Genomic DNA, 23547 nt, shown 5'->3' on the forward strand with positions numbered 1-23547 from the left:
TCAAATGATGAAGGCAACGGTTTTGTATTAACCAAGTCTAATTTTCACCAGTGCCATCAGTGTTTAGACTTTCAGTAATCAAGGTAGCGGTCTCTTCAATCGACTTGTTGGCAACGTTGATTACGAGGCAACCAATTTTTTTGAAGATTTTATCGGCGTAGTCCAATTCAGCTTTGATTTTATCGGTATTAGAATACATCGTATCGGGATTCAAGCCGTATTGAACCATACGCTGACGTCGAATATCATTTAATTTGTCCGGATCGTTAGTCAATCCGAAAATCTTCTTCGGATCCACTTTCCAGATTTCGTCGGGAATTTGGGCTTGTGGCACGAGTGGTAAGTTGGCAACTTTTAAGTTTCGGTTGGCCAAGTATAATGATAGTGGTGTCTTAGAAGTCCGTGAAACCCCTAACAAGACCACGTCGGCTTCCAGAAAGCCACTCGGATTCTTACCATCATCATAGGTCACGGCAAATTCAATCGCGTTGATCCGGTCAAAATAATTCGTGTTGAGCGCGTGGACCGTCCCAGGATGATTTGACGGCTGAACGTGTGTGATTTGTGAGAACGTGTCTAGCGCGGGCGTGATGACGTCATAGTAAGGCAAGTCATGTGCTTCGCAGTAGTGGTTAACGACTTGGCTCAAGCGCCGGTCCACGAAGGTGTGAAAGATAGCTGCATGTTCCTTGAGTGCTTGGGCGAGTACCGTTTGTAGTAGCGAGTCGGTCCGGACGAATGGGAAACGTTGATAACGAATTTCATAGTCTGAAAATTGGGCCGCTGCGGCGAGTGCCACGTTGTGCGCCGTCTCACCGATGGAATCTGATAAAATAAAGACTTTAATTGCTGACATATGATAACCTCATTTCGGTTCAATAATAACCTTAGTGTAGCATAGCACGTCAGTCTTGAAAACGATTTACTGTCCGGAGTATCGAGGCTGCTTCCGGATTTATTTTAAGGAAATTGTAAACTTTGGTTGACGGCCTTTTTCAATTTATGTATAATTTACTAGAACAGTTGCGTTATGTGTAAGTATGCATAATTTAACGGTTACTTTTTGAGCTCGGAGGGAGGGAATTTAACATGGCAAAAACAGTCGTTCGTAAAAACGAATCTCTTGATGATGCTCTTCGTCGCTTTAAACGTACCGTTTCAAAAAGTGGTACTTTACAAGAATACCGCAAACGGGAATTCTACGAGAAACCAAGTGTGAAGAAGAAGTTAAAATCTGAAGCAGCACGTAAGCGTAAGAACCGTCGTCGTTTCAAGTAATTAGTAGTTTACTAATTCACCCAACGAGGAGGGAAACCAATGAGTTTATTAGATACGCTCAATGGTGATCTGAAAGCTGCGATGAAGGCGCGCGATAAGCAAACCCTCAGCGTTATACGGATGCTTAAGTCAGCGGTAATGAATGAACAAATTAACGCTGGCCATGATTTAACGGCTGATGAAGAAGTGAGCGTGTTATCACGTGAACTGAAGCAACGGCGCGAATCATTAAGTGAATTCGAAAATGCGGGTCGTCAGGATTTAGCTGACGGCGTTAAAGCAGAAATTGCAATTGTTGAGAAGTATATGCCAAAACAATTGTCGGACGAAGAAGTTCAACAGATTGTAGCGGACACTATCAAGCAAGTCGGAGCAACCGGTAAAGGTGACTTCGGTAAGGTGATGGGGGCCGTTATGCCAAAGCTTAAAGGCCAGGCAGATGGCAAGCTGATCAACCAAACAGTTAAATCATTATTGAATTAACGGTTAGCCGGGGATTAATTCCTCGGCTTTTTTGGTGCGCTGAAAATTGTTGCGTTGGTCACTAAAAGGCGGTTTGAACCGTCACAATTTCAGTAACAACGACAACAGTCAGACTGTTGATAGCAGTATGTTTGAAGGCGTCCATTCTGTACGCGTTGTGCTAGTTGTTATTTAGTATTATAGATGATTAAAGCATGACAAGTTGGCGTCCTGTTCGTCAGCCGAGACGCGCCATATTCCGACCTCCGGGGCTGGCTGACAACGCTGGAACAGGGCGGACATCGATTTGAACTCACGCAGAGAACCACTGCGCAATTTCAAATACGAGTCTTCTTCTAGCTCGGGAACCCCACCCGGACAAGAAGAATTTCGCCCTTGAGCATTGTCAGCCAGCCCCTACAGTCGGGAACCCGCTCGAATGGCGGATGAACAGCCACCTATCTGGGTGCAATTGGTCACTGTATGTTTAGTGACTGGGACTTCAGGCAAAGCTTTAATCGGTATCGTTGATGCTTTATGGCATTTGAGTACTGAGAAGATTCCCGGAATATTATTCATTAATCTCAATACCACTAATTTCAACGGTAACTAACATTGAATTCAGTCTATAAAATGGCCGTCATTTAGAATTCAAAGTTTTGAAGTATCAGGCAACTAGAGAAGATGCTGACAAGTTCAGTGGTGTTGCTTGTCTGATACTATGATTAAGAAAGTTTAGCAATCATTAGACACCAGTCTGACAGTTCAATATCAAAATCCCCGTGGACCAAGGAACCAACGCCTAATCCAACAAGAAATCGGATCCGCATATGTACGCCTTTTGAATACTGTCCCGGCTGGAAGGTATTCTGGACAAGGCCCAGTGGTGAAATTTCACTTAGCAAGCGTCTTGTGCTTGGTTAGTGAAAGACCAGTATTTAAGACGTGGTTTGTCGGCTTAAATCTGTGTCCACCACGTTCCGGCCATTGCCCAGAATACCTGGAAGCCGGTGTAGGACGCGCCTACCACTGCATGTTTACGCGAACTCGCCTTGTTTTCACCGGTTCTCAGCTGGCAGCACTTGAACTTAAAAAACAGCATGATTTAATCATGATTCATGACAGATTCACTAGCGCAATGCGTCCTCGGTTACCATTCATGTTCGGAAGCGTGTGCCCCGTCGAATCCAATGGACGGTGGCCTTGCGCTGGTAGCAGGTGGGCTTTTATGCTATGATTAACTAACAAATACCTGCCGAAATCAGCGCGGTTATCACGCTAAACGCGGGTGCCATTACCAGCTAATGGTAATTAAATCTGTCAATAAAGGAGTCCATGTTTTTGACCGAAAACTCAAAATATGAACAAAAATTTCTCATTGCTGATCCAGCCCAATCAGTGGCACTGTTAGGACCTGAGGATGCCCACCTTGCATTACTAGAGGACGGGTTGCATGTCCAATTACACGTGTTCGGTGATCAGATGACGATTAGTAGTGATGATGAAGCAGCCGTTCATAACACACAAGCAGTCCTAGATAATTTAACGAGTTTAATTAAACAAGGCATTCAAATCGGTGCGCCGGATGTGATTAGTGCCATCAAGATGGTGAACCGCGGGACCTTAGATTATTTTAAAGACCTCTATTCAGAGACGTTGATTAAAGATAATCGGGGCCGACCGATTCGCGTGAAGAATTTTGGCCAACGGCAGTACGTGCAAGCGGTGGCCAAGAGCGATATCACCTTTGGCATTGGCCCAGCCGGGACCGGGAAGACTTACTTGGCGGTCGTCATGGCCATTGCTGCTTTAAAACGAGGCGACGTTGAGAAGTTGATTTTGACACGGCCAGCTGTTGAAGCGGGTGAAAGTCTGGGATTCTTACCTGGTGATCTGAAAGAAAAGGTCGATCCTTATTTACGGCCAATTTACGATGCGTTGTATGATATTTACGGTGCTGAGCATACCCAACGGTTGATGGATCGCGGTATTATCGAAATTGCACCGCTTGCTTACATGCGGGGGCGGACGCTGGATCATGCGTTTGTTATTTTGGACGAAGCGCAAAATACGACTAATGCGCAAATGAAGATGTTTTTGACCCGCTTAGGATTCGGGGCTAAGATGATCGTCAATGGCGACATTTCTCAAATCGACTTGCCACGTCACACCAAGAGTGGCTTGATTCAAGCTGAGCAAATTTTGAGTGGTATCAGTAATATTTCATTTGTGAAGTTTACGGCGGATGATGTGGTCAGAAATCCAGTCGTCGCTAAAATCATCACCGCATATGATAAGGTGGAACAACGGTAGGGGGCACTTATGGACTTAGAATTATATGATCAAACCTCAGCGGGCGCCCAGCCAGAACAATTACAACTCATTCGTGATTTAATTGATTTGGCCGGCAAAACGTTAAAATTACGGGACGATACGGAAGTTTCCGTGACGCTAATGAATAATGATGACATTCAAAAAATTAATGAACAGTATCGGGGCGTTGACCGCCCGACCGACGTCATTAGTTTTGCAATGCACGACGACGATGATGACGACTTGATCGTGATGGATCCGGAGCTGGCAGCAGAACTGCCGTTAAACCTGGGTGATATCATGATTTCCGTTGATAAGGTCAGTGAACAGGCCGCCTTTTTGCAACATTCCGAAGCCCGTGAATTAGGGTACTTAGTGGTTCACGGCTTTTTGCATTTAAATGGCTACGACCATCTACAGCCAGCGGATGAAACTGAAATGTTCACACTACAACGGCAGATTTTGGATGCTTATGGGCTCGAAAAATAGACCAGACCGGCTTCAGGTTGGGAAAAACCATTCATTTTGGCAATCGTGGTTACATGCTTGGAATGGGCTCAAAACGGTTGTGATTGAAGAACGGAATATGCGGACACACCTAGTATTGGGCGCTGTTGCGCTGATTGCTGGCTGGTGGGTTCACTTGACCGTCAACGAGTGGTTATGGCTGGCGCTCGCCATCTTTTTGGTGATGCTCTGTGAGATCAACAATACGATTGCTGAGAATCTCTCAGATATGATTACAGGCCCAAGGTTTAGTCCGCAAGCGAAAAAAATTAAAGATATCGCGGCTGGCGCAGTTGTCTTTGCGGCTGCGTTTGCCGTGCTCGTCGGTTTGATACTCTTTGCGCCCAAACTTTGGCTGGTGCTCAGTCACTGGCTCGGCTGATTGGGTGTAGCTCCTTCGGCAAATAGTGAAAGGAATTAATTATGGCAGAACAACAAGCATTTCATTCCGGTTTTGTGGCGATTATTGGTCGTCCGAATGTCGGTAAATCAACGTTACTTAACCGGGTCGTGGGCCAAAAGGTCGCAATCATGTCTGATAAGGCCCAAACAACGCGGAATCGGATTCAAGGCATCTACACCACTGCAGACACGCAGATGGTCTTTATTGACACGCCCGGCATTCACAAGCCACACAGTCGCTTAGGCGATTTCATGGTCAAGTCGGCGCTATCAACATTAGGTGAAGTCGACGCCGTGCTCTTCATGATCAACGCGGACGAACGCCGTGGTGCCGGTGATAACTTTATTATTGACCGTTTAAAAAATGTCAAACAGCCAATTTATTTGGTGATTAATAAAATCGACCAAGTCCATCCTGACCACTTACTAGAGATCATGGATCAGTACAAGGATGCGTTGCCGTGGAAAGAAGTTTATCCAATTTCGGCCTTGGAAGGTAACAATGTTGATGAACTGTTAGCGACCCTGAAAAAGCAGTTGCCAGAAGGTCCGCAATACTATCCTTCTGACCAAGTGACGGACCATCCCGAACGCTTCATTATTTCGGAGTTGATTCGTGAAAAAGTCCTAGAATTGACGCGCCAAGAAGTGCCACATTCAACTGCTGTCGTGATTGATTCGATCAAACGGCAGGACGAAGAAAAGATTCACGTTCAAGCGACGATCATTATCGAACGGTCCTCACAAAAAGGCATTATCATCGGTAAAGGTGGTAGCATGCTGAAGAAGATCGGCTCGATGGCGCGCCGTGATATCGAACACTTGCTTGGAGACAAGGTCTACCTTGAATTATGGGTGAAGGTCCAAGAGAATTGGAAGGACCGGCAAGACTTGCTGGCAAGCTACGGCTACCGGCAAGATGACTACTAGAATCGTTAGGTGATCGCATGGCCCAACAGATGGTCACAAATTTTAATGGTATTTTACTTTTTCGACGCGACTACCGCGAACGTGATATGCTCATCAAGTTTTTGACGGCCGAATATGGCAAGAAGATGTTCTTCATTCGTGGCGCCCGTCGTCGTGGGTTTAAAATGGCCGCAGAGCTCTTGCCCTTTACCATGGGTGAGTATGTCGGTGACTTGCGTGATCAGGGGCTGTCGTATATTAATAGCGTCAAGCACGTCCAGTATTTTGAGCATATTAGCCAAGATATTGCACTCAACGCTTATGCCACCTATGTCATGAACTTGATTGATGTTGCGTTTCCGGATAATGAACCGGTGGGGCGCTGGTACCAACAATTGACCAGTGCGCTACAATTGATTGACGCAGATGTCGCGCCAGCCTTGGTCGCCAATGTGATTGAAATCCAATTATTGGCGCCATTTGGAGTTGCTCCGGAACTACGCTGGTGCACGGTCTGTGGCCGTACCGACTTACCACTGGATTATTCTGAAAGTTATGGTGGCCTGTTATGTCAACAGCATTGGCATCTGGACCCGCACCGCTTACATGCGAGTGCGGCAGCCATTTTTTACTTGCGGAAGTTCTCGGTATTAGATTTAGCCAAAGTCCATTCAATTAAGGTCAAGCCACGGACGGCGGCAGAGTTGCGCCGAATTTTAGATGAAATTTATCAGAACTCAGTCGGTGTGCGGTTGAAGTCCAAACGTTTCATTGATCAGATGAGCAGTTGGTATCGACCACTCACGCCGCGCAAGAGTGAGGATTGACAAACGCGCAGTCATCGGCTATGATGATGAAGAACTGAATAGTTAAGTGTTGATGAGAGAAGGTTAACGGAATTTGATTTCAGTGAGGCCGTGGTGGTGCGAAACGGCTAATCAAAGACGTTAATTGGCGCTTTCGGAGCTTTAATACCGTATAATTAAGCTGCTGAGGTTACTCAGAAGTAGGGTGGAACCGCGAAACCAATCGTCCCTATGTCGTTATTGTTGACGACAGGGGACTTTTTTTGTGCCATCTTTGGTCGAAAATGGGACCACCATGCGAAGCCATCAGCCGTTCAGTCACTAATTTTTGGGAGGATTATAATGAGCAAAAAGTTATCAGTGCAAGAGATCATCTTGACCTTGCAGAAGTTTTGGTCAGATCAAGGCTGCATGTTAATGCAATCTTACGATACAGAAAAAGGGGCCGGAACGATGAGCCCGTATACGTTCTTACGTGCAATCGGTCCGGAACCATGGAACGCTGCTTACGTGGAACCATCCCGGCGGCCAGCTGATGGTCGTTACGGTGAAAACCCGAACCGTTTGTATCAACATCACCAATTCCAAGTGGTCATGAAGCCTTCACCAGAAAATATTCAGGACTTATATTTACAAAGTCTAGAACAATTGGGCATCAACCCGCTCGAACATGATATTCGTTTCGTGGAAGATAACTGGGAAAACCCATCCATGGGTTGTGCCGGTGTTGGTTGGGAAGTTTGGTTGGACGGAATGGAAATCAGCCAATTCACCTACTTCCAACAAGTCGGTGGCTTAGAAGTGGATCCGGTCACTTCTGAAATCACCTATGGTTTGGAACGGCTTTCTTCTTACATTCAAGACGTCAACTCCGTCTTCGATCTGGAATGGGGCGACGGCGTTAAGTATGGCGATATCTTCTTGGAACCAGAGTTTGAAAATTCCAAGTACGCCTTTGAAGAAAGCAATGAAGATTTATTGTTAATGTTATTTGATGAATATGAAAAGGAAGCCAAGCGCCAAATCAAAAATGGGTTGGTTCATCCAGCGTATGACTACTGTCTCAAGTGTAGCCACACCTTCAATTTGATGGATGCGCGTGGTATGGTTTCAGTGACGGAACGGGCTGGCTACTTGGACCGAATTCGGAACATGGCGAAGTCGATTGCCAAGGAATTTGTGGCGCAACGTGAAAAACGTGGCTTCCCATTATTAAAACACGCACAGGAGGAGACGAAATAATGGCGAAAACTTATTTATTAGAAATCGGTTTGGAAGAAATGCCGGCCCACGTCGTTACACCGAGTGTGTTACAACTTAAGGAACGCATGACCAAGTTTTTGACCGACGCACGGCTTGATTTTGAAGACATCAAAACTTTTTCAACCCCACGGCGCTTGACGGTTCAAGTGTTAGGATTGGCTGATAAGCAGGCGGATGTGAAAAAAGAAGTCCGCGGTCCGGCTAAAAAGATTGCCCAGGATGCAGATGGCAACTGGACCAAAGCTGCGATTGGTTTCTCTAAGGGTCAAGGTGCTTCGACGGACGATATCGTCTTCAAAGATGTTAAAGGCACCCCATATGTCTTCGTTCAAACTTTCAAGGCGGGCAAGACGGCCGCAGAAGTGCTGACTGCAGGCATCAAGGATGTCATCACTAAGATGAACTTCCCAACGATGATGAAGTGGTCGACGTTTAGTTTCAAATACATTCGGCCCATTCGTTGGATCGTCTCATTGTTAGATGATGCGATCGTGCCGGTTGAAATTTTGGATGTCACCGCTGACCGGGTCTCCCGTGGCCATCGTTTCTTGGACCACGACGTTGAAATCGCGACGGCGCTGGATTACGAAGATGACTTAGCGAGCGTACAAGTCATTGCGGATGCTGACAAGCGTAAGGCCAAGATTCGTGAACAAATTGCCGATTTGGCACAAGCCCACGATTGGCAGATCAAAGTTAACGAAGACTTGCTGGAAGAAGTTAACAACTTAGTTGAATTTCCAACGGCCTTCGCCGGTGATTTTGATACCAAGTACTTGACGATTCCAGATGAAGTCTTGATCACGTCAATGCGTGACCACCAACGCTTCTTCTACGTCACGGATGCGGACGATAACTTGTTACCACACTTCGTTTCGGTTCGAAATGGGAACACGGATCACCTTGAAAACGTGGCGTTAGGTAACCAAAAAGTCTTAACGGCGCGGCTGGAAGATGCAGCCTTCTTCTATCATGAAGACCAGCAACACTCGATTCAAGAATACGTGGAACGACTCAAGAAGGTCAGCTTCCATGACAAGATTGGGACGATGTATGAAAAGATGCAACGGGTCATGGTTATTAGTGCCTTCTTAGCTGACCGGTTTGGATTGACTGAAACTGAAAAGAACCAGTTGCATCGTGCTGCCCAGATTTACAAGTTTGACTTAGTGACTGGCATGGTCGGCGAATTCCCTGAATTGCAAGGGGTCATGGGCGATAAGTACGCCGTGCTCAAGGGCGAAGATCCAGTCGTTGGCCAAGCGATTCGCGAACATTACATGCCAATTAGTGCGGATGGCGACTTGCCAAAATCCAAGGTTGGGGCTGTGCTTGCGATTGCCGACAAGGTTGATTCAATTTCAAGTTTCTTCGCTGTTGGTTTAACCCCAAGTGGGTCAAATGATCCGTTTGCATTGCGTCGTCAGGCCTTTGGGATTGTTCGGATCGTTCGTGACCAAGGTTGGGACTTCCCAATTCGTCAAATCGAAACAGCTATTCAAAAAGAATTGGCTGCTAATGATGCGACCTATAATCTGGACTTTGCTAAGCAAACGGCACCGGTCGCTGATTTCTTAACGGACCGGGTCAAGCAATGGTTTAGTAATCACAAGTTGCGTTACGATATTGTGGATACGGTCATTAAGGGTAGTCGCCAAGACATTCGTGAAATGTTCAAGGCAGCTGACGTCTTAAATGCGCATCAAGATGATCCACAATTCAAGGATACGATTGAAGCCTTTACACGGTTGCTACGGATCACGGCTAAGGCGAAGTTGGATGCTGGCGATTTGACGGTCGATCCAAGCTTGTTTGAAAATGACGCGGAACAAAAGTTGTATGATGCCGTTGAAGACTTGAAACAAAAAGTAACTTCAACGATGTCCATGGAGGACCGGTTCACGGCATTAGCCAGCTTACGGCCGCTAATCGTGGATTACTTCGAACAAACGATGGTCATGAGCAAGGACGACCAAGTTCGTGACAATCACTTGAAACAACTCTTGACGATTGCACAAATGGTCAATGTCATGGGTGACTTGAACCAATTAGTTGTGAAATAATCGTTCACGAGGGATAATACTAGGAAGTTGTTGCTGAAAAGTGACGACTTCTTTTTTTAGTCGATTTTAGTGGCATAGTTGTCAGTTTTACGCCATGAAATATGATTAAAACGTGCCATCAGTTGGTTTACTGTTTGTCAGCAAATATTCGTCCTAGTCCGACTTACAGGGCCGGCTGACAACGCTGGAACAGGGCGGACATCGATTTGAACTCACGCAGAAAATCACTGCGCAATTTCAAATACGAGTCTTCTTCTAGCCCGGGAAACCCACAAGGACAAGAAGAACTTCGCCCTTGAGCATTGTCAGCCAGCCCTTCCAGTCGGGAAACCGCTCGAATGGCAGATGAACGACCACCTACTTTGGTGCAATTGACCAACGAGTATTAGGCGACTGGTCCTTTAAGCAACCTTTGAGTAGGCATCGATGATGATTCATGCACTTAAATACGTGAAAATGGTCTAAAGATTATTAACAGCTTCAATAGCAACCGGACTTTTAGTTAGGCGATAGAATAGCTTTCGTTTAGAATTCAAAGCTTTGTAATCTCAGTCGACTAGAGACAACTTGCAAAGTTCAGGGAAGCAACTGGCTGTTTTCGAACTTAAGAATCGGCACGTTTTAATCATATTTCATACTAATGAATTACACGACAACACGTATTTTAATAACAAATTTTAGAAATATGTCTAATAAGCAGGACTTATTATTGCACTGCTGTCAAACTTGTGGTACTATATATTCTGTAAAAGTTCGCACGTTCAAAAGTCGCATCTCGTTTTCATGATGCGACTTTTGATTGCGCAACGGTTTGGTTAGTTTGTCAGACAGGTGTGTGCAGAAATGGGGTGGCAAAGTGGCCAATCGAATTCCTGAAGAGAAGGTTGAACAAGTCCGTTCAGCCGTTAATATTGCGGATTTCATTGGACAATATGTTCAGTTAAAAAAATCAGGTAAGAACTTATTTGGACTCTGTCCGTTCCATGAAGAACGAACGCCATCGTTTTCGGTGAATGAACAGAAACAGATTTTTCACTGTTTCAGTTGTGGTCGCGGTGGGAATGTCTTCAGTTTTATTATGGAACTTGAAAATCTTTCCTTTCCAGAAGCAGTCGTCAAGGTCGCTGATTTTGGCCATATCGAGCTGCCAGCAACTTATACCGCGCAATCGCAACCGGCTGCACCTAAAGATCAGCAACAGGCGGATCTGCTCAAGTTGTATGCGGATAGCGCGAAAATGTATCAACACATCTTGGTCAATACCGAACTGGGGGAACCCGCACTCAAATATTTACACGAGCGGGGCCTAGATGATGAGACGATTCAAACTTTTGGAATTGGGTATGCGCCCGCCAATCAACTCTTACTGGATTTTTTCAAAGAACATCAGACGGATTACCAGCTGTTACGGCAATCGGGATTGTTCATTGAAAATCAGAACGGGGACTTACGCGACCGGTTTGTGGACCGCGTTTTATTTCCAATCAAGGATGCCAGCGGGCGCGTCATCGCATTTTCTGGTCGAATTTTAAAGCAGTCACCGAGTGAGCCTAAATATTTGAATAGTCCGGAAACGAAACTGTTCAATAAACGCTCGGTACTGTTCAACTTTGATTTGGCGCGTGGTCCGATTCGACAACAAAAATCCGTCATTTTATTTGAAGGATTTATGGATGTGATTGCGGCTTATCGTTCTGGAATTCAGAACGGCGTTGCGTCGATGGGGACCAGCCTGACAGACGAGCAAATTTATATGCTCGAACGAGTCACGGATACGCTCTACGTCTGTTACGACAGCGATATGCCCGGGCAAAAAGCGACCGATCGTGCCCTGAAATTATTAGGGGGCAATAGTCGCTTAACGCTGGGTGTGATCCAGATGCCGGATGGAATGGACCCGGATGAATACCTGCGTGCCAATGGTCGCGACAAATTCGTGCAGGTCTTTGAGGACGGTAAGCAAACGCCGACCGCCTTCGAGATGCAGTATTTAAAACACGATTTGAATTTACAAAATACGCCTGACCAACTGACGTACTTGCAGGCAGTCTTAGAACAGCTGGCCAAGTTATCGTCGAGTGTTGAGCAGGATTTATATTTAAACCAGCTGGTTGCTGAATTTGATTTAGACAAAAACGATTTAAAAGCGCAATTACGGTCGTTGGTCGGCAAGCAGGCCGTGCAACGCAGTGGTCGTGGTGCTCAAAACATAACGCCGCCACCTGAGACGGCGCCACTCACACCACCACCGGCAACGGTCGACGGTGGGACGAACAATAACGCGCCACTAAGTCGAGTTGAAAAGGCCGAGCGACTGTTGTTATACCGGTTGCTCAATGATCATGATGTCTGGCTGCGGGTCATGGCGATTGAAGGCTTCCATTTCATACATGACCCTTATCAGCAGATTTTCGTCTATGCCGAGGCCTATTTCAAAACGCACAATCAATTTGACTTAGGTAACTTTACGGATTTTATGGCCGACTCGGACTTACAACCGGTCGTGACCAGTCTGGAATTCATGGATGTTGCCAGTGAAACGTCGAAGGAAGAAATCGCAGACTTAGTCAACGTGATTATGACCCAACAACCATTGGTATTACAAATTAATCAGAAGAATGCTGAACTGACGGCTGCTAAGCAAATGGGCAACCGCGAGCTGGTTCAGCAATTAACCTTAGCGCTCATTGAACTCTACCGAAAACAGCAACAGGCACAACAAGCTGATTACTTTTAGCTTGCGTGTTATAATTAAGGTTGGCTCGGTATTTTCACTAGGGTGCTAGTAGATGCATACGAAACTAGGAGGCTACTACATGGCAAAGGCAAAAGCAACGACAGAATACGACAAGGCTGTTAAAGCATTAATCAAGGACTACAAGAAGTCCGGTAGTATTCAGTATGATGAATTATCCGATAAAATCGCAGCGCCTTATAAGTTAGACGCGAGCGGAATCGACAAATTATTGCAAAAAGTTGAAGATGCTGGGATCAGTGTCGTTGACGAAAAGGGTGATCCGGATGCACGGGCGGTCAAGAGTGTGAAGACCGTTTCGAAGAAGGAATTGAGTGATGCAGGCTCTGCTTCTGGTATTAAGATCAATGACCCAGTTCGGATGTATCTCAAGGAAATCGGTCGGGTCGACTTGTTGACCGCCGATGAAGAAGTTGCCTTAGCCTTACGAATCGAACAAGGTGACGAATCAGCCAAGCAAGAATTAGCGGAAGCTAACTTACGGTTGGTGGTTTCAATTGCTAAGCGGTATGTTGGTCGGGGGATGCAATTCCTCGATTTGATTCAAGAAGGTAACATGGGCTTGATGAAGGCCGTTGAAAAGTTCGATTATCGCAAAGGGTTCAAGTTCTCGACTTATGCCACTTGGTGGATTCGTCAAGCGATTACGCGGGCAATCGCTGACCAAGCGCGGACGATTCGGATTCCAGTTCACATGGTTGAAACGATCAACAAATTGATTCGGATTCAACGGCAACTTCTCCAAGACCTCGGGCGTGAACCAACGCCTGAAGAAATTGGAGCCGAAATGGACATGCCAACTGAAAAGGTTCGTGAAATCTTGAAGATTGCCCAAGAACCCGTTTCGTTGGAAACCCCAATTGGTGAAGAGGATGATTCACACCTTGGTGACTTCATTGAAGACCAAGATGCAACTTCACCAGCGGATGCTGCGGCATACGAACTCTTGAAGGAACAATTGGAAGGCGTCCTCGATACGTTGACTGACCGGGAAGAAAACGTCTTACGGTTACGGTTTGGTCTTGATGATGGCCGGACCCGCACGTTGGAAGAAGTCGGTAAAGTCTTCGGTGTGACCCGTGAACGGATTCGCCAAATCGAAGCCAAAGCATTGCGGAAGTTACGCCACCCATCACGTAGCAAACAATTGAAAGATTTCTTGGAATAACAACTAGATATTTGCGCCTGACTGTCAGCTGAGCTGGTGGTCAGGCGCTTTTTTTCGGGTTCTTGGTCAAGTGGCGTTGATAGAATCTCTGCTGGAGGCCGGATAATGTGGATTTTCGCTAAATGAAGTGGACGGGATTATGCTGAAATTTACGACAACATTGCGACAATATTGTGTCGCAGAAAAACAGCCGTTAACGCTAACTATTATTTACGCTGAAATTAACTACACAAGCATATCGGACTTGTTCGTTTGACCTGATGTTTTTAATGGGCTTGTCAAAGGCAAATTAGTATGATAGTGTACTAGTTGTAATAATACACGTAGTTCACAGGACCGAGGTGAGAGAATGACGTTTGCAACTAATGGCGCACCGTATTATGAACAGTTGGTCATGCAAATCAAGCAACAGATTGTTCAGGGCAGGTTGCAACCAGGGGACAAACTACCTTCCATTCGGGCAATGGCAGTTGAAATGCATCTTAATCCGAACACAGTCAGTAAGGCTTATCAGATTCTGGAGCGACAGCGAGCCGTTTATACCGTAAAGGGCAGGGGGACATTTGTGAGTGAATCAAGTCAGACAATCGCTGATTTACGGGCGGTTGATGACCTTCAGGAACGCTTACGATCACTATTGACGGAAGCGCAGTTCTTAGGAATTAGTGCGCAACAAGTTCAAACGTGGGTGACCGCGGCTTATCAAAAGGAGGACTCACGGGGATGAGTATTGAAGTAAAAGCATTAAGTAAGCAGATTGACAGGCGTGAAATTTTAACTGACATCACTTTTACTTGGCAACCGGGTCGAATTGTCGGATTAGTTGGACGTAATGGGGTTGGTAAAACGACACTTTTTCGGACAATGGCCGATCACTACTTGGCCGATGGGGGTGAATTAGTGATTGATGGCCAGCCCGCCTTGCAACAACCACAGTGTCGACAAAAGTTGTTTTATATTGATACCCAGCATAATTTTTTTGGGAGTCAACGTTTACGCCAAATTATAACAACATACGCGCTAGGGTACGACGATTTTGATCAACTACGGCTAGAACAGTTACTGAAGGTTGAACATTTATCGGTTAAAAGTCATTATCAGCAATTGTCAAAAGGACAGCAAATGTTGTTTCAAATTTTGTTGGCATTAGCGAGCAACGTGCCATACATCATTTTAGACGAGCCGTTTGATGGGTTAGATCTCTTGGTGCGTGAGCGCATCGTCACACATATTATTGATGAAGTCGCTGAGCGTGGTACAAGTTTTTTGATTTCATCGCATAATCTTGATGAACTCGATGGGCTGTGTGACCAAGTCCTGTTCTTGGAGCAGCACGAATTAATTGCCAATTATGATCTCGAAGCCTTACGATCCAAGGCCCGCAAATTTCAACTAGTTTTTGCGGATAAACACATGCCGGATGTTGTCAAACAACAGGGTCAGTTAATCAAGGTATACGGCCGAGTACTCGAAGTTTATTTTCCGGACTTCACACCGGCAATTGAGACAGCGCTTCACCAAGCACAACCACTAATGATGGCCGAGCAGCCACTAACGATTGCGGATGTGTTTCGAGTTAAATTAGGTGATCGTCAAGCTGTTTTGGGTGGTGAGTAAATGACAACTTCAAAGTTAGGTCGGTTATGGATGCAACAGAATTGGCCTTGGCTGCGACTGGTGATGGCAACTTGCTTGTTAGTTAGCTTGTTGATGGCTGGTCATTCAACGTATAATTGGCAAGAAAACCATGCTCGGAGTGAACGTGGTGAGCGAATCAATGCTGCAGATTTTGTGAAGCACCCGGAAAGCTTTCAAATTGCTGGCCAGCCTGCAGCTAGTTTGCAGGCCTACTATGACCATCTGGACCAGTATTTTTGGCCGGGCGAATATACGTCGACGAATCCCAAACAAGCGGTGCGTGCTCACCAACCTAATCGCTTCTATTATGTCTTGGCGCTTATTGGCGGCCTGTTACTCGCCTTTTATGGGAGACGAACGCATCGTTTTGAGTTCATGACCGCGTTAGGCGCGACGCGCTGGCAAATATGGTGGCAGCAAGTCCGACTGGCATTGGCCTTAATGGCAACCATTTTTGTGAGCCAGTTGATTTATTATGGTTGGATTATTGCCGTAATTCCCCAAACTTATCAGCACTATCGTAATTTACCGGCAATGTTTGGAAGTAGTGTGGCAGTGACACTGGTCAGTGGTTGTTTGTTAATGCTTGGTTGGCTGGTTGGAAATCTTAATCACCGGTTATGGCTAGCAATTCTCATTAGTGGGTTGACTTGGCGATGGGCATCGGGCATGTTAACGCGGACGAATATCTGGTTGCGGTGGTTCAATATTCAGACATTGCCGGACATTTGGTTACATGTGCATTATGGTGTCTCAGCGACCATGGCATTGGTGGGATTACTAATCTTACTGGGACTGACCTGGATTAGCTTTCGACACTGGTCGGCAGATATTGTGACGCTGCACCAGCAATCACGATTCAACGCGTTCACGGCGATTGTTTTGTTCAGTTTAGGTATTGGCTCAACGTTTGGCGATATGTTGCTACTGCCATTGATGAAAACGATTGCTCCCTGGTATGAATTGGTAGGTATCAGTTTGGTACTGTTCGGGTTGTTAGTTTATTATGGCAGCCACCGTTATCAAGGCATTGGGGGATTGACACGATGAATAAAAAATTAGGTTGGTTGATTATTCGACAACATGCGCCACTACTCGTTGGCATTTTGATCCTATTTATGACCCTTGGCGCGTGGAGCGGTTGGGAAATGAATCAGCACTGGCAAATGCTGGACCAGAATCATGACATGGTGACTTCACGCCTTGAGTACGATTCACAGCGACATCAGTATCAGGATGCGGATGGGTTAAAGGCACAGAGCAAGCAGCGATATTTTACTCAATATTTACAGGTTTACCAGGATAATCGTCGCGGATTATTAGCAAATTCGCAGGTGGGGAGTCACCTTGAGTCGAATGGTTTTGTGTGGACAATTAGTCTTTTGATCGGTATTGCGCTGGTCGCTGTTCCTCGGCATCGATATTGGAATGAGTGGCTACAAGGGCTTGGCTTCCGGCGCACACAGATTTTCAGCAGGACGTTTTTGATTTATAGTTTAACGACAAGTATTGCAACGATTCTGGCAAAACTGATGATTCTATCGGTACTCGTCAACAATATTCCAGGGACATATTTTAGCCAATTTAATTGGTGGATATGGAGTAGCAACCTGATTAGTACCGTGTTAGTCGCACTAATTTTGATGACAATATCAGTGTTAGTCATGCTAGTGACCCCAAACATTGTGATTGCGTTAATTGTTGGCTATGCCGCTTCTCGAACAATCAGTCGGTTTGTGCTACTTCAGTCGTTCGGACAGATCAACAATCATTTTCTAAACTTTCTTAATCAACATTGGTGGTTAGGTGTCAGTGTTGCGAGTGTCGTTTTGTGCCTAGGTTGGTTGTTAGGACGATATTTGAGTTCGCAGTTAACGAGTGATTGCATTCATCAAGCGATTTTACGGCCTGCTTGGCGGTTACCTGTGCTGCTCGGATTGAGTATGATATTGACCTATTTGATGACAAATGTTGTGCTACCGCCACAGACAAGCTGGCAAGTTGGCGTCGTAGTTGAATTAATGATACTGGTTATCCTCATTGCTTGGATTTATCAACCACGCTGGAGTCGTCACGTCTGGCGATTAGTGCGTGAGTTACGGTAGTCTTTGAAACTCAGTATTCATGAATATAAAATTAATCCGCTATTCATCATCAAGTTGTCTTGATTGTGAGTAGCGGATTTTTATAACGGTAACCACGGAATTTATTTGATTATGGGAACTGACTACTAAATCGGCGTACTCCTGTGAAATGTCTGTACGCCTGATCAAGTTACGCGTTGTGCTAGCTATTATTCAGCCTGAAGATGATTAAATCATACCTATTGTTTGACTTGCTGGTCGGCAGACCGGTGCACTTCCAACTAAGAATGATTCGACTACTGAGCATCGCCCGGCAGTCCGGTTAGTCAGTAAGTCACTCGAATGGCGGATGAGGGACCTATCTGGGTACAATTGACCACTCAATATTGGCTGACTGGTCCTTCGGGCAAACGCTTAATGGGCATTTATGATAACTGATGGCATTTGGTTACTGAGAAGATTATCTGAATATTATTCACTCATCTCAATGCCACTAATTTCAATGGTAACTAGTCTTGAAATTAGTTGATAAAATTGACTTCGCTCAGAATTAAAGACTTTGTGATCACAGGCTGCTAGAGAAAATTCTGATAAAATCCGTGAAGCTGTTTGTCAGAAATCTTAAAGCATGGGTAAGCGTTCAGAATCAGTCTGATGGTTGAATGTCAAATTGGCTCTGTACCGTGGAACCAACGACTAATCTAACAAAAAGTTGAGTTCGCACATATCCGCCTTTCGAATACCATCCAGGCTGGAAGGTGTTTCTGACAATGCTCAGTGGTGAAATTTCACTTAGCAAGCGTCCTTTGCTTGGTTAGTGAAAGACCAGCATTTAAGACGGGGGTTGTCGGCTTAAATCTGTGTCCACCACGTTCCAGCGTTGTCAGAAATACCTGTAAGCCGGTATAGGACGATTCTATCACTGAATGTTTGCGGTAACTCGCATTGTTTCCAGCGGGTCTCAGCTGGCAGTTCTTGAACTTGAAAATTGGTACGTTTTAATCATAATCTGAGCCGAAAGCACTTAATGCACAGCCGGTTGCATCCAATTCCACAAAGTTAGGCGCGTGTTCAGTGAAGAAGTTGACGAAGCGGCCAGTCAAGAAGGCTGCGATCAACGTCCCTTCACGAACGCCGGCGAGTGAGTGCGTTAAGGTCAGTGCTAAAATCAATGAAATGGCAATCAAGGTAAAGTCATTGTAAACTTTGACTTTGGCGAATTTCAGTTGGTGAATCAACGCAATTGCATTTGGGAGTCCTTCGCCGGGCATGATGATAGCGTGTGAATTGACTTCCAGGAAAACGCCAAATGCCAGTAAAATCGTACCAATGAAGACGAGAATCAGTTGCGCGATATAGGTTTGGTTGGGCAAGTGCTGGAAAAGGGTGACAAAGTTGTCAATAAACCAGCCAAATAGGCAACCCGGAATTAACTGCAGCAAGTTCCGCCATGAAAATTCACGACGCAGGACGACTGCTTCCAAGAAGACCAACACGAACATAAAGATAATGGTAATCTGGCCAATTGAGGCGCCGGTGATGTTACTCAAAACATTTGGAATGCTGGAAATTGGCGAAGTACCGAGCAGGGACAGCTTTGAGAGCGCCACACCGGCAGACATACATAAAATGCCCGCAATTAATACCGCAAATTGTTTGATGACTTGTTTCAAAAGGTTTCAATCTCTTTTCTCTTTGTGCTTAATTTGACTGGAATCGTTCAGTACCTAATGAAATGCTCAGGTACGGTGAGTGATTCCAGCCTATTTGAGGTCATTCTCAGGTGTCGACAATCAGTCACGTTCGCCGTGAGTGGTCAGGCCTGAGTAGACAAGTTGTAATTGTTCAGTAAAGGTCGTCTCATCAACTTCTGGATGAGCGACGAAAAAGTCATGCCACCAGTCTTTTAAAGTCTGCTTGATACTGAGGGCGATTTTTTCACCGGCGGGGGTCAACCGAATTCGAATCTGGCGTTGATCGTTTTGATCATGTGAACGGGTCACGAGTTGCCGATTCTCAAGATGACGAACAGTGCGTGCGAGTAGACTGGGGTCAAGCCGTAAGTTGGCTGCAAGCATCTTTTGAGTCTGATCTGGGTAATCATAGACGACCAACAAGAGGTCACTTTCGGTCGCCCGAATGTCTAGGGCTGATAGCAGGTCGTTGATGCTATTCTTTGACTCACGATAAATTCCGGCGATAAATTTGGTTAAGCTGAAAGTTTCGATGATAATACCTCCTTTCGAAAATTAGTGGACTTGTCCATTATTCGTGAAACTAATTAATTTGTCAAGCCAACACCCTATCAAGCAACTACCGACAATATGACATTTGTCACCTAATACTCATGACAAACGCGACTACCGGATGACCGGTGATGGCCGTAAACTTGAGTCATTAAAAAGGAGGCGGTCAATGATGACACCGTTAATTGAAGCAACCGATGTGACGTTTAGCTACGGTCAGCAGTCAGTTTTAAGTGGGATTAACATGACGATTGCAACGGGCGAAATCATTGGATTAATTGGTGAAAATGGGGCGGGGAAAACAACGTTACTCAATCTGTTATTAGGCGTCAATCACGCGCAACAGGGACAGCTGACAGTCTTGGGACAGGCGCCAGGAAGCCTAGAAGCGCGGTGCAAAATTGGATCGATGTTACAAGGTGATATGCCGATTCAAGGGGTGACGGTCCGAGAGATGCTCACTTTGACGAATGCCGAGCGTCAAGGCACGACTGACCCGCAGCGGTTGTTGATTGAATTAGGGCTTGAAGATTTAGCCAAACGTCGGTTGACGACCTTATCTGGCGGCCAGTTACGGCGCGTCACCTTTGCGCTCGCGATAATTGGCAATCCGGAGTTGTTGTTCTTAGACGAACCAACTGTCGGGATGGATACGACGGCTCAACAGGCGTTTTGGCAACGAATCCGGCAGTTGAAGGCCAGTGGCAAGACAATTATTATCACCAGCCACTATTTACCGGAAATCGAAGCAGTCGCGGACCGTATCATGTTACTCAAAGACGGACACTTCGCCTTTGAAGGGACATTGGCGGCTTTACAAAAGCAGTACCAACAAGTCGAATTTATCTGTCAAACGGCGCTGCCGACTGCCGCTTTCATGGATTTGGCAGCCGTGACGGCGGTCGCAAAACAGGGTGACCAGCTACGTTTGAGTAGTGAAGACGGTGATGTGACGTTAGCGGCACTGGTACCATTGCTGAGTGAATGTCATCAACTCACGATTAGTCGTGAATCGTTAACGGATATTTTTGTTCATCTGACGAAGGGGGTTCCAGCATGAACGTCTTGATTGCACAACTCAGTTTTGATTGTCGGCGACTAATTTTACGAAACGTCGCGTTTCAATTTTTTGCGCTCATGATGCCAGCGGGCTTTTATCTCTTATTTACCAAGGCCATGACTGGCGGCACTGCGGCACAGATGGCTGCTTTTAATGTTGCCTATATGGACAGTATGACGGTCTACAGCATTGCCATCAATGGGTTGTTTAGCATTGCGCAGATCTTGATGCATGACCGTGAAAAAGGACTGGTTCGGTGGTTGCAACTGACGCCCCATGGACTCGTGCCTTACTATGTCTCAATTGGGATCCTCGGCTTACTGATGAATCTCCTGTCAGTTGCCGTGTTGGGGACGATTGCGGTGCTGGTGAACCACGTCAGTTTGACTCTGGGCCAGTGGTTCGGCGTGCTCGGCATCGCAATCATCGGACAAGTGCCGATTATGTTGATTGGCGTTGCGTTATCCTTCCTCAATCGCGCGGAGACCTTGAGTGTTGCCAGTAATTTAGTTACCTTTCCAATGGCCATCATGAGTGGCTTGTGGTGGCCAATCCGCATGTTACCGGACTGGGTCCAAGTGATTGGTCAACACCTGCCGACTTTTTACATGAACGATTTGTTGGGAACTTGGATGATGCATGGTACACTTGATAAAACGAATCTATTCGGAATTGGTGCATGGACGCTGGGATTATTAGTCGTGATTAGCTGGGGGACTCGGCGCTTGCTTAAACGGGGGAATGGGATTGTTCGAGCATAAGCACAAACGCTTTAAAAACTTAGAATGGACGAGCTACGTGTGGCTCGTCTATTTGCCGTATACCATTGCCACCTATCTCCCGGTCAAATCCTGGCGCGATTGGTTGTGGCTGATGCTGGTCGGTTGTTTTCTGGCGCTGTATATCCTCGTGGTTGAGAAGCCCCGGTGGCGTTTTGTGACTATGCCAGCTGAACTAGCGGTAGCAGGTCTATTTGCCTTGTTTGCGGCGAACAATTTTGTGATTATCTTTCCAGGATGGCAAGTGAGCTTTTTGCTTGCACGCCGCCCTAAACGAGAATTTTACTGGTTTGCGATGGCGTACTATGCATTTTTGATTGTGGGGTGTGTGCTGGATTATTTGCAATTTCCGGGCACATTTACGTGGCAAAATGGCAACTTGATGGGGCTGGTGTTTCCATTTGCCTCACCAATTTTAGCTTATACTTTTTCGCGGTCGATCGAACGGCAACGGCAACTCAATCAAACCAATCGGCGCCTGAAGACAATTGTTGAACGTCACGAACGAGAGCGCATCGCTCGTGATTTGCATGACACGCTGGGCCAGAGTTTTTCCATGATTACGCTCAAAGCAGAACTCGCTAGCAAGTTACTGGTCAAAGCCCCTGACAAGGTGGCGCCGGAATTGACCGAAATCGCACAGACCAGTCGCCAAAATTTACAACTGGTTCGTGAAATCGTCAATAACTTGCATGAGCAATCGTTGACTGAAATGCTATTGGACCAAACGCACAATTTGGCGGTGGCCGGGGTGTGGGTCACCACGACTGGAGAGGCCCAAGCAACCAAGTGGCCGACGACGGTTCAGAGCTGTTTTGCGGCGGTGTTGGTCGAAGCCATCACCAATGTGATTCGCCACGCCCATGCACAGACTGTTACCATTGATTTTACGGAGACGACGACTAGTTATCAAATCGTGTTTCAAGATGATGGTAAGGGCGGCACATTAAGGCGTCAGGGCGCCAACGGTCTCACGGGTATGCAGTCGCGGTTACAAGCTAATCGGGGAACCTTTGCAATTACCAGTTCGCGGCGTGGCACCTGGTTGACGTTAAAACTACCAAAGGAGCGTGAGAACGCATGATAATGGTCTATTTAGCCGAAGATCAAAGTATGTTGAATTCAGCTTTGACGCAATTATTGGAATTAGAAGATGATTTACACGTGGTCGGCAGTGCCACTGATGGAACCGCGGCCTGGCAGGACTTGCAACGGTTACAGCCAAATGTGGCGATTTTAGATATTGAGATGCCCGGTATGACCGGACTGGATGTGGCGGATTGCTTACACACGCGGCAACCCGCCACAAAGGTGATCATCTTGACCACTTTTGCCCAACAACGGTACTTTGAGCGTGCAGTCAATGCCCAGGTCGCCGGTTATTTACTTAAGGACAGTCCAAGTGACGAGTTGATTGCGGCCACTCGATCCGTGATGACCGGTCAGACCATCTACGCCCCGGAACTCGTGACTAATATGCTATCTGCTGACAAAAATCCGCTGACGGAGCGGGAACTAGCGGTGCTTACTGAAGCGGAAAAGGGGTTACCGACGAAGACGATTGCGGCTAATCTGTACTTATCACCCGGAACGACCCGCAATTATTTGTCAGCGATTTTTAGCAAACTAGGCGTGCATAATCGATTAGAAGCGATTCGGGTGGCCAAGACCAATCAGTGGCTGTGATCAAGGGCAGGCCAGTTTGGCACGATCTAGGTTTATTTTCATCGACACATATACAAATGATGGGGGTCGCGATATAATAATTGAATAGTGGTTAATGTTAAGCACGCTGACTAATGCGTGACAAATCT

At 46.1% G+C, this 23547-nt stretch carries 23 protein-coding genes; 20 read left to right on the forward strand and 3 right to left on the reverse strand.

All coding sequences use genetic code 11. The annotated features are described in order from the left end of the window. Positions 1-37: 37 nt before the first annotated feature. Positions 38-856, reverse strand: coding sequence for a pyruvate, water dikinase regulatory protein (locus KGF65_RS00285; RefSeq protein WP_050338523.1), 819 nt, complete (start codon positions 854-856; stop codon positions 38-40). Positions 857-1089: 233 nt separating this feature from the next. Here KGF65_RS00285 and rpsU point away from each other — a divergent pair, with 233 nt between their 5' ends. The 16 genes from rpsU to KGF65_RS00365 all read left to right on the forward strand — a co-directional run bounded on the left by rpsU (position 1090) and on the right by KGF65_RS00365 (position 17669). Then, positions 1090-1278: a 30S ribosomal protein S21 gene (gene rpsU, locus KGF65_RS00290; protein WP_003638914.1), complete on the forward strand. Its 189-nt coding sequence runs from the start codon at positions 1090-1092 to the stop codon at positions 1276-1278. A gap of 39 nt (positions 1279-1317) precedes the next feature. Further along, entirely contained in the window at positions 1318-1761 is a 444-nt protein-coding gene (locus KGF65_RS00295) for a GatB/YqeY domain-containing protein (RefSeq protein WP_003638913.1), read from the forward strand. Positions 1762-2179: 418 nt separating this feature from the next. Then, positions 2180-2353, forward strand: coding sequence for a hypothetical protein (locus KGF65_RS00300; RefSeq protein ID WP_158296984.1), 174 nt, complete (start codon positions 2180-2182; stop codon positions 2351-2353). Between the two features lie 722 nt (positions 2354-3075). Beyond that, positions 3076-4053 (forward strand): PhoH family protein, encoded by a 978-nt coding sequence (locus KGF65_RS00305; RefSeq protein WP_033619327.1) that lies wholly within the window; start codon positions 3076-3078, stop codon positions 4051-4053. A 9-nt stretch (positions 4054-4062) separates the two neighbouring features. Continuing rightward, positions 4063-4542, forward strand: a complete 480-nt coding sequence (gene ybeY, locus KGF65_RS00310; protein WP_003638911.1) for an rRNA maturation RNase YbeY — start codon at positions 4063-4065, stop codon at positions 4540-4542. Continuing rightward, the gene (locus tag KGF65_RS00315) at positions 4526-4942 is read left to right on the forward strand and encodes a diacylglycerol kinase family protein (protein WP_088771183.1); all 417 of its coding nucleotides are present in this window, start codon (positions 4526-4528) and stop codon (positions 4940-4942) included. Before ybeY ends, KGF65_RS00315 begins: the two co-directional genes overlap by 17 nt. A 41-nt stretch (positions 4943-4983) precedes the next feature. Beyond that, positions 4984-5892, forward strand: a complete 909-nt coding sequence (era, locus tag KGF65_RS00320) for a GTPase Era (protein WP_003638909.1) — start codon at positions 4984-4986, stop codon at positions 5890-5892. Between the two features lie 17 nt (positions 5893-5909). Further along, positions 5910-6698: a DNA repair protein RecO gene (gene recO, locus KGF65_RS00325; protein WP_050338527.1), complete on the forward strand. Its 789-nt coding sequence runs from the start codon at positions 5910-5912 to the stop codon at positions 6696-6698. Positions 6699-7019: 321 nt separating this feature from the next. Then, positions 7020-7919 carry a glycine--tRNA ligase subunit alpha gene (gene glyQ, locus KGF65_RS00330; protein WP_050338529.1) on the forward strand — a complete coding sequence of 300 codons (900 nt, stop codon included), beginning with the start codon at positions 7020-7022 and terminating at the stop codon, positions 7917-7919. Further along, complete coding sequence (glyS, locus tag KGF65_RS00335) at positions 7919-10003, forward strand: glycine--tRNA ligase subunit beta (RefSeq protein ID WP_216748021.1); 2085 nt, start codon at positions 7919-7921, stop codon at positions 10001-10003. The genes glyQ and glyS overlap by 1 nt, the downstream gene beginning before the upstream one ends. Before the next feature lie 856 nt (positions 10004-10859). Beyond that, on the forward strand, positions 10860-12740 hold the full coding sequence (gene dnaG, locus KGF65_RS00340; protein ID WP_101873398.1) for a DNA primase: 1881 nt from the start codon (positions 10860-10862) through the stop codon (positions 12738-12740). A gap of 79 nt (positions 12741-12819) precedes the next feature. Then, the gene (rpoD, locus tag KGF65_RS00345) at positions 12820-13926 is read left to right on the forward strand and encodes an RNA polymerase sigma factor RpoD (RefSeq protein ID WP_003638904.1); all 1107 of its coding nucleotides are present in this window, start codon (positions 12820-12822) and stop codon (positions 13924-13926) included. Between the two features lie 349 nt (positions 13927-14275). Further along, positions 14276-14653: a GntR family transcriptional regulator gene (locus KGF65_RS00350; RefSeq protein ID WP_088771186.1), complete on the forward strand. Its 378-nt coding sequence runs from the start codon at positions 14276-14278 to the stop codon at positions 14651-14653. Continuing rightward, on the forward strand, positions 14650-15543 hold the full coding sequence (locus KGF65_RS00355) for an ABC transporter ATP-binding protein (protein ID WP_088771187.1): 894 nt from the start codon (positions 14650-14652) through the stop codon (positions 15541-15543). Before KGF65_RS00350 ends, KGF65_RS00355 begins: the two co-directional genes overlap by 4 nt. Then, the gene (locus tag KGF65_RS00360) at positions 15544-16614 is read left to right on the forward strand and encodes an ABC transporter permease (protein ID WP_101873399.1); all 1071 of its coding nucleotides are present in this window, start codon (positions 15544-15546) and stop codon (positions 16612-16614) included. Then, on the forward strand, positions 16611-17669 hold the full coding sequence (locus KGF65_RS00365) for an ABC transporter permease (RefSeq protein ID WP_101873400.1): 1059 nt from the start codon (positions 16611-16613) through the stop codon (positions 17667-17669). The genes KGF65_RS00360 and KGF65_RS00365 overlap by 4 nt, the downstream gene beginning before the upstream one ends. Before the next feature lie 977 nt (positions 17670-18646). On the opposite strand, the gene KGF65_RS00370 is transcribed toward KGF65_RS00365, so the two are convergent. Further along, complete coding sequence (locus KGF65_RS00370) at positions 18647-19321, reverse strand: YitT family protein (protein ID WP_216748020.1); 675 nt, start codon at positions 19319-19321, stop codon at positions 18647-18649. Between the two features lie 120 nt (positions 19322-19441). Then, positions 19442-19765, reverse strand: coding sequence for a MarR family winged helix-turn-helix transcriptional regulator (locus tag KGF65_RS00375; protein ID WP_231122354.1), 324 nt, complete (start codon positions 19763-19765; stop codon positions 19442-19444). 301 nt (positions 19766-20066) lie between these two features. Here KGF65_RS00375 and KGF65_RS00380 point away from each other — a divergent pair, with 301 nt between their 5' ends. The 4 genes from KGF65_RS00380 to KGF65_RS00395 are packed head-to-tail and all read left to right on the forward strand — an operon-like array spanning position 20067 to position 23419. Continuing rightward, a complete protein-coding gene (locus tag KGF65_RS00380; RefSeq protein WP_101874310.1) occupies positions 20067-20954 on the forward strand; it encodes an ABC transporter ATP-binding protein in 888 nt (295 codons plus the stop codon). Beyond that, a complete protein-coding gene (locus KGF65_RS00385) occupies positions 20951-21715 on the forward strand; it encodes an ABC transporter permease (RefSeq protein WP_216748019.1) in 765 nt (254 codons plus the stop codon). The genes KGF65_RS00380 and KGF65_RS00385 overlap by 4 nt, the downstream gene beginning before the upstream one ends. Then, positions 21696-22817 carry a sensor histidine kinase gene (locus KGF65_RS00390; RefSeq protein WP_101873404.1) on the forward strand — a complete coding sequence of 374 codons (1122 nt, stop codon included), beginning with the start codon at positions 21696-21698 and terminating at the stop codon, positions 22815-22817. The genes KGF65_RS00385 and KGF65_RS00390 overlap by 20 nt, the downstream gene beginning before the upstream one ends. After that, complete coding sequence (locus tag KGF65_RS00395) at positions 22814-23419, forward strand: response regulator transcription factor (protein ID WP_050338537.1); 606 nt, start codon at positions 22814-22816, stop codon at positions 23417-23419. The genes KGF65_RS00390 and KGF65_RS00395 overlap by 4 nt, the downstream gene beginning before the upstream one ends. The last annotated feature ends 128 nt before the right edge of the window (positions 23420-23547 follow it).

Source organism: Lactiplantibacillus sp. 30.2.29, from assembly GCF_018991255.1.
Lineage (GTDB): Bacteria > Bacillota > Bacilli > Lactobacillales > Lactobacillaceae > Lactiplantibacillus > Lactiplantibacillus pentosus.

What these genes read in the sequence shown, in the direction of transcription:
- KGF65_RS00305 (WP_033619327.1), top strand. Translation starts at nt 3,076, where the DNA reads ATGTTTTTGACCGAAAACTCAAAATATGAACAAAAATTTCTCATTGCT.
- KGF65_RS00360 (WP_101873399.1), top strand. Translation starts at nt 15,544, where the DNA reads ATGACAACTTCAAAGTTAGGTCGGTTATGGATGCAACAGAATTGGCCT.
- KGF65_RS00390 (WP_101873404.1), top strand. Translation starts at nt 21,696, where the DNA reads ATGGGATTGTTCGAGCATAAGCACAAACGCTTTAAAAACTTAGAATGG.
- KGF65_RS00365 (WP_101873400.1), top strand. Translation starts at nt 16,611, where the DNA reads ATGAATAAAAAATTAGGTTGGTTGATTATTCGACAACATGCGCCACTA.
- KGF65_RS00300 (WP_158296984.1), top strand. Translation starts at nt 2,180, where the DNA reads ATGGCGGATGAACAGCCACCTATCTGGGTGCAATTGGTCACTGTATGT.
- KGF65_RS00350 (WP_088771186.1), top strand. Translation starts at nt 14,276, where the DNA reads ATGACGTTTGCAACTAATGGCGCACCGTATTATGAACAGTTGGTCATG.
- recO (WP_050338527.1), top strand. Translation starts at nt 5,910, where the DNA reads ATGGCCCAACAGATGGTCACAAATTTTAATGGTATTTTACTTTTTCGA.
- KGF65_RS00385 (WP_216748019.1), top strand. Translation starts at nt 20,951, where the DNA reads ATGAACGTCTTGATTGCACAACTCAGTTTTGATTGTCGGCGACTAATT.
- era (WP_003638909.1), top strand. Translation starts at nt 4,984, where the DNA reads ATGGCAGAACAACAAGCATTTCATTCCGGTTTTGTGGCGATTATTGGT.
- KGF65_RS00285 (WP_050338523.1), bottom strand. Translation starts at nt 856, where the DNA reads ATGTCAGCAATTAAAGTCTTTATTTTATCAGATTCCATCGGTGAGACG.
- KGF65_RS00395 (WP_050338537.1), top strand. Translation starts at nt 22,814, where the DNA reads ATGATAATGGTCTATTTAGCCGAAGATCAAAGTATGTTGAATTCAGCT.
- rpoD (WP_003638904.1), top strand. Translation starts at nt 12,820, where the DNA reads ATGGCAAAGGCAAAAGCAACGACAGAATACGACAAGGCTGTTAAAGCA.
- glyQ (WP_050338529.1), top strand. Translation starts at nt 7,020, where the DNA reads ATGAGCAAAAAGTTATCAGTGCAAGAGATCATCTTGACCTTGCAGAAG.
- KGF65_RS00355 (WP_088771187.1), top strand. Translation starts at nt 14,650, where the DNA reads ATGAGTATTGAAGTAAAAGCATTAAGTAAGCAGATTGACAGGCGTGAA.
- glyS (WP_216748021.1), top strand. Translation starts at nt 7,919, where the DNA reads ATGGCGAAAACTTATTTATTAGAAATCGGTTTGGAAGAAATGCCGGCC.
- rpsU (WP_003638914.1), top strand. Translation starts at nt 1,090, where the DNA reads ATGGCAAAAACAGTCGTTCGTAAAAACGAATCTCTTGATGATGCTCTT.
- KGF65_RS00315 (WP_088771183.1), top strand. Translation starts at nt 4,526, where the DNA reads ATGGGCTCGAAAAATAGACCAGACCGGCTTCAGGTTGGGAAAAACCAT.
- KGF65_RS00295 (WP_003638913.1), top strand. Translation starts at nt 1,318, where the DNA reads ATGAGTTTATTAGATACGCTCAATGGTGATCTGAAAGCTGCGATGAAG.
- KGF65_RS00380 (WP_101874310.1), top strand. Translation starts at nt 20,067, where the DNA reads ATGACACCGTTAATTGAAGCAACCGATGTGACGTTTAGCTACGGTCAG.
- ybeY (WP_003638911.1), top strand. Translation starts at nt 4,063, where the DNA reads ATGGACTTAGAATTATATGATCAAACCTCAGCGGGCGCCCAGCCAGAA.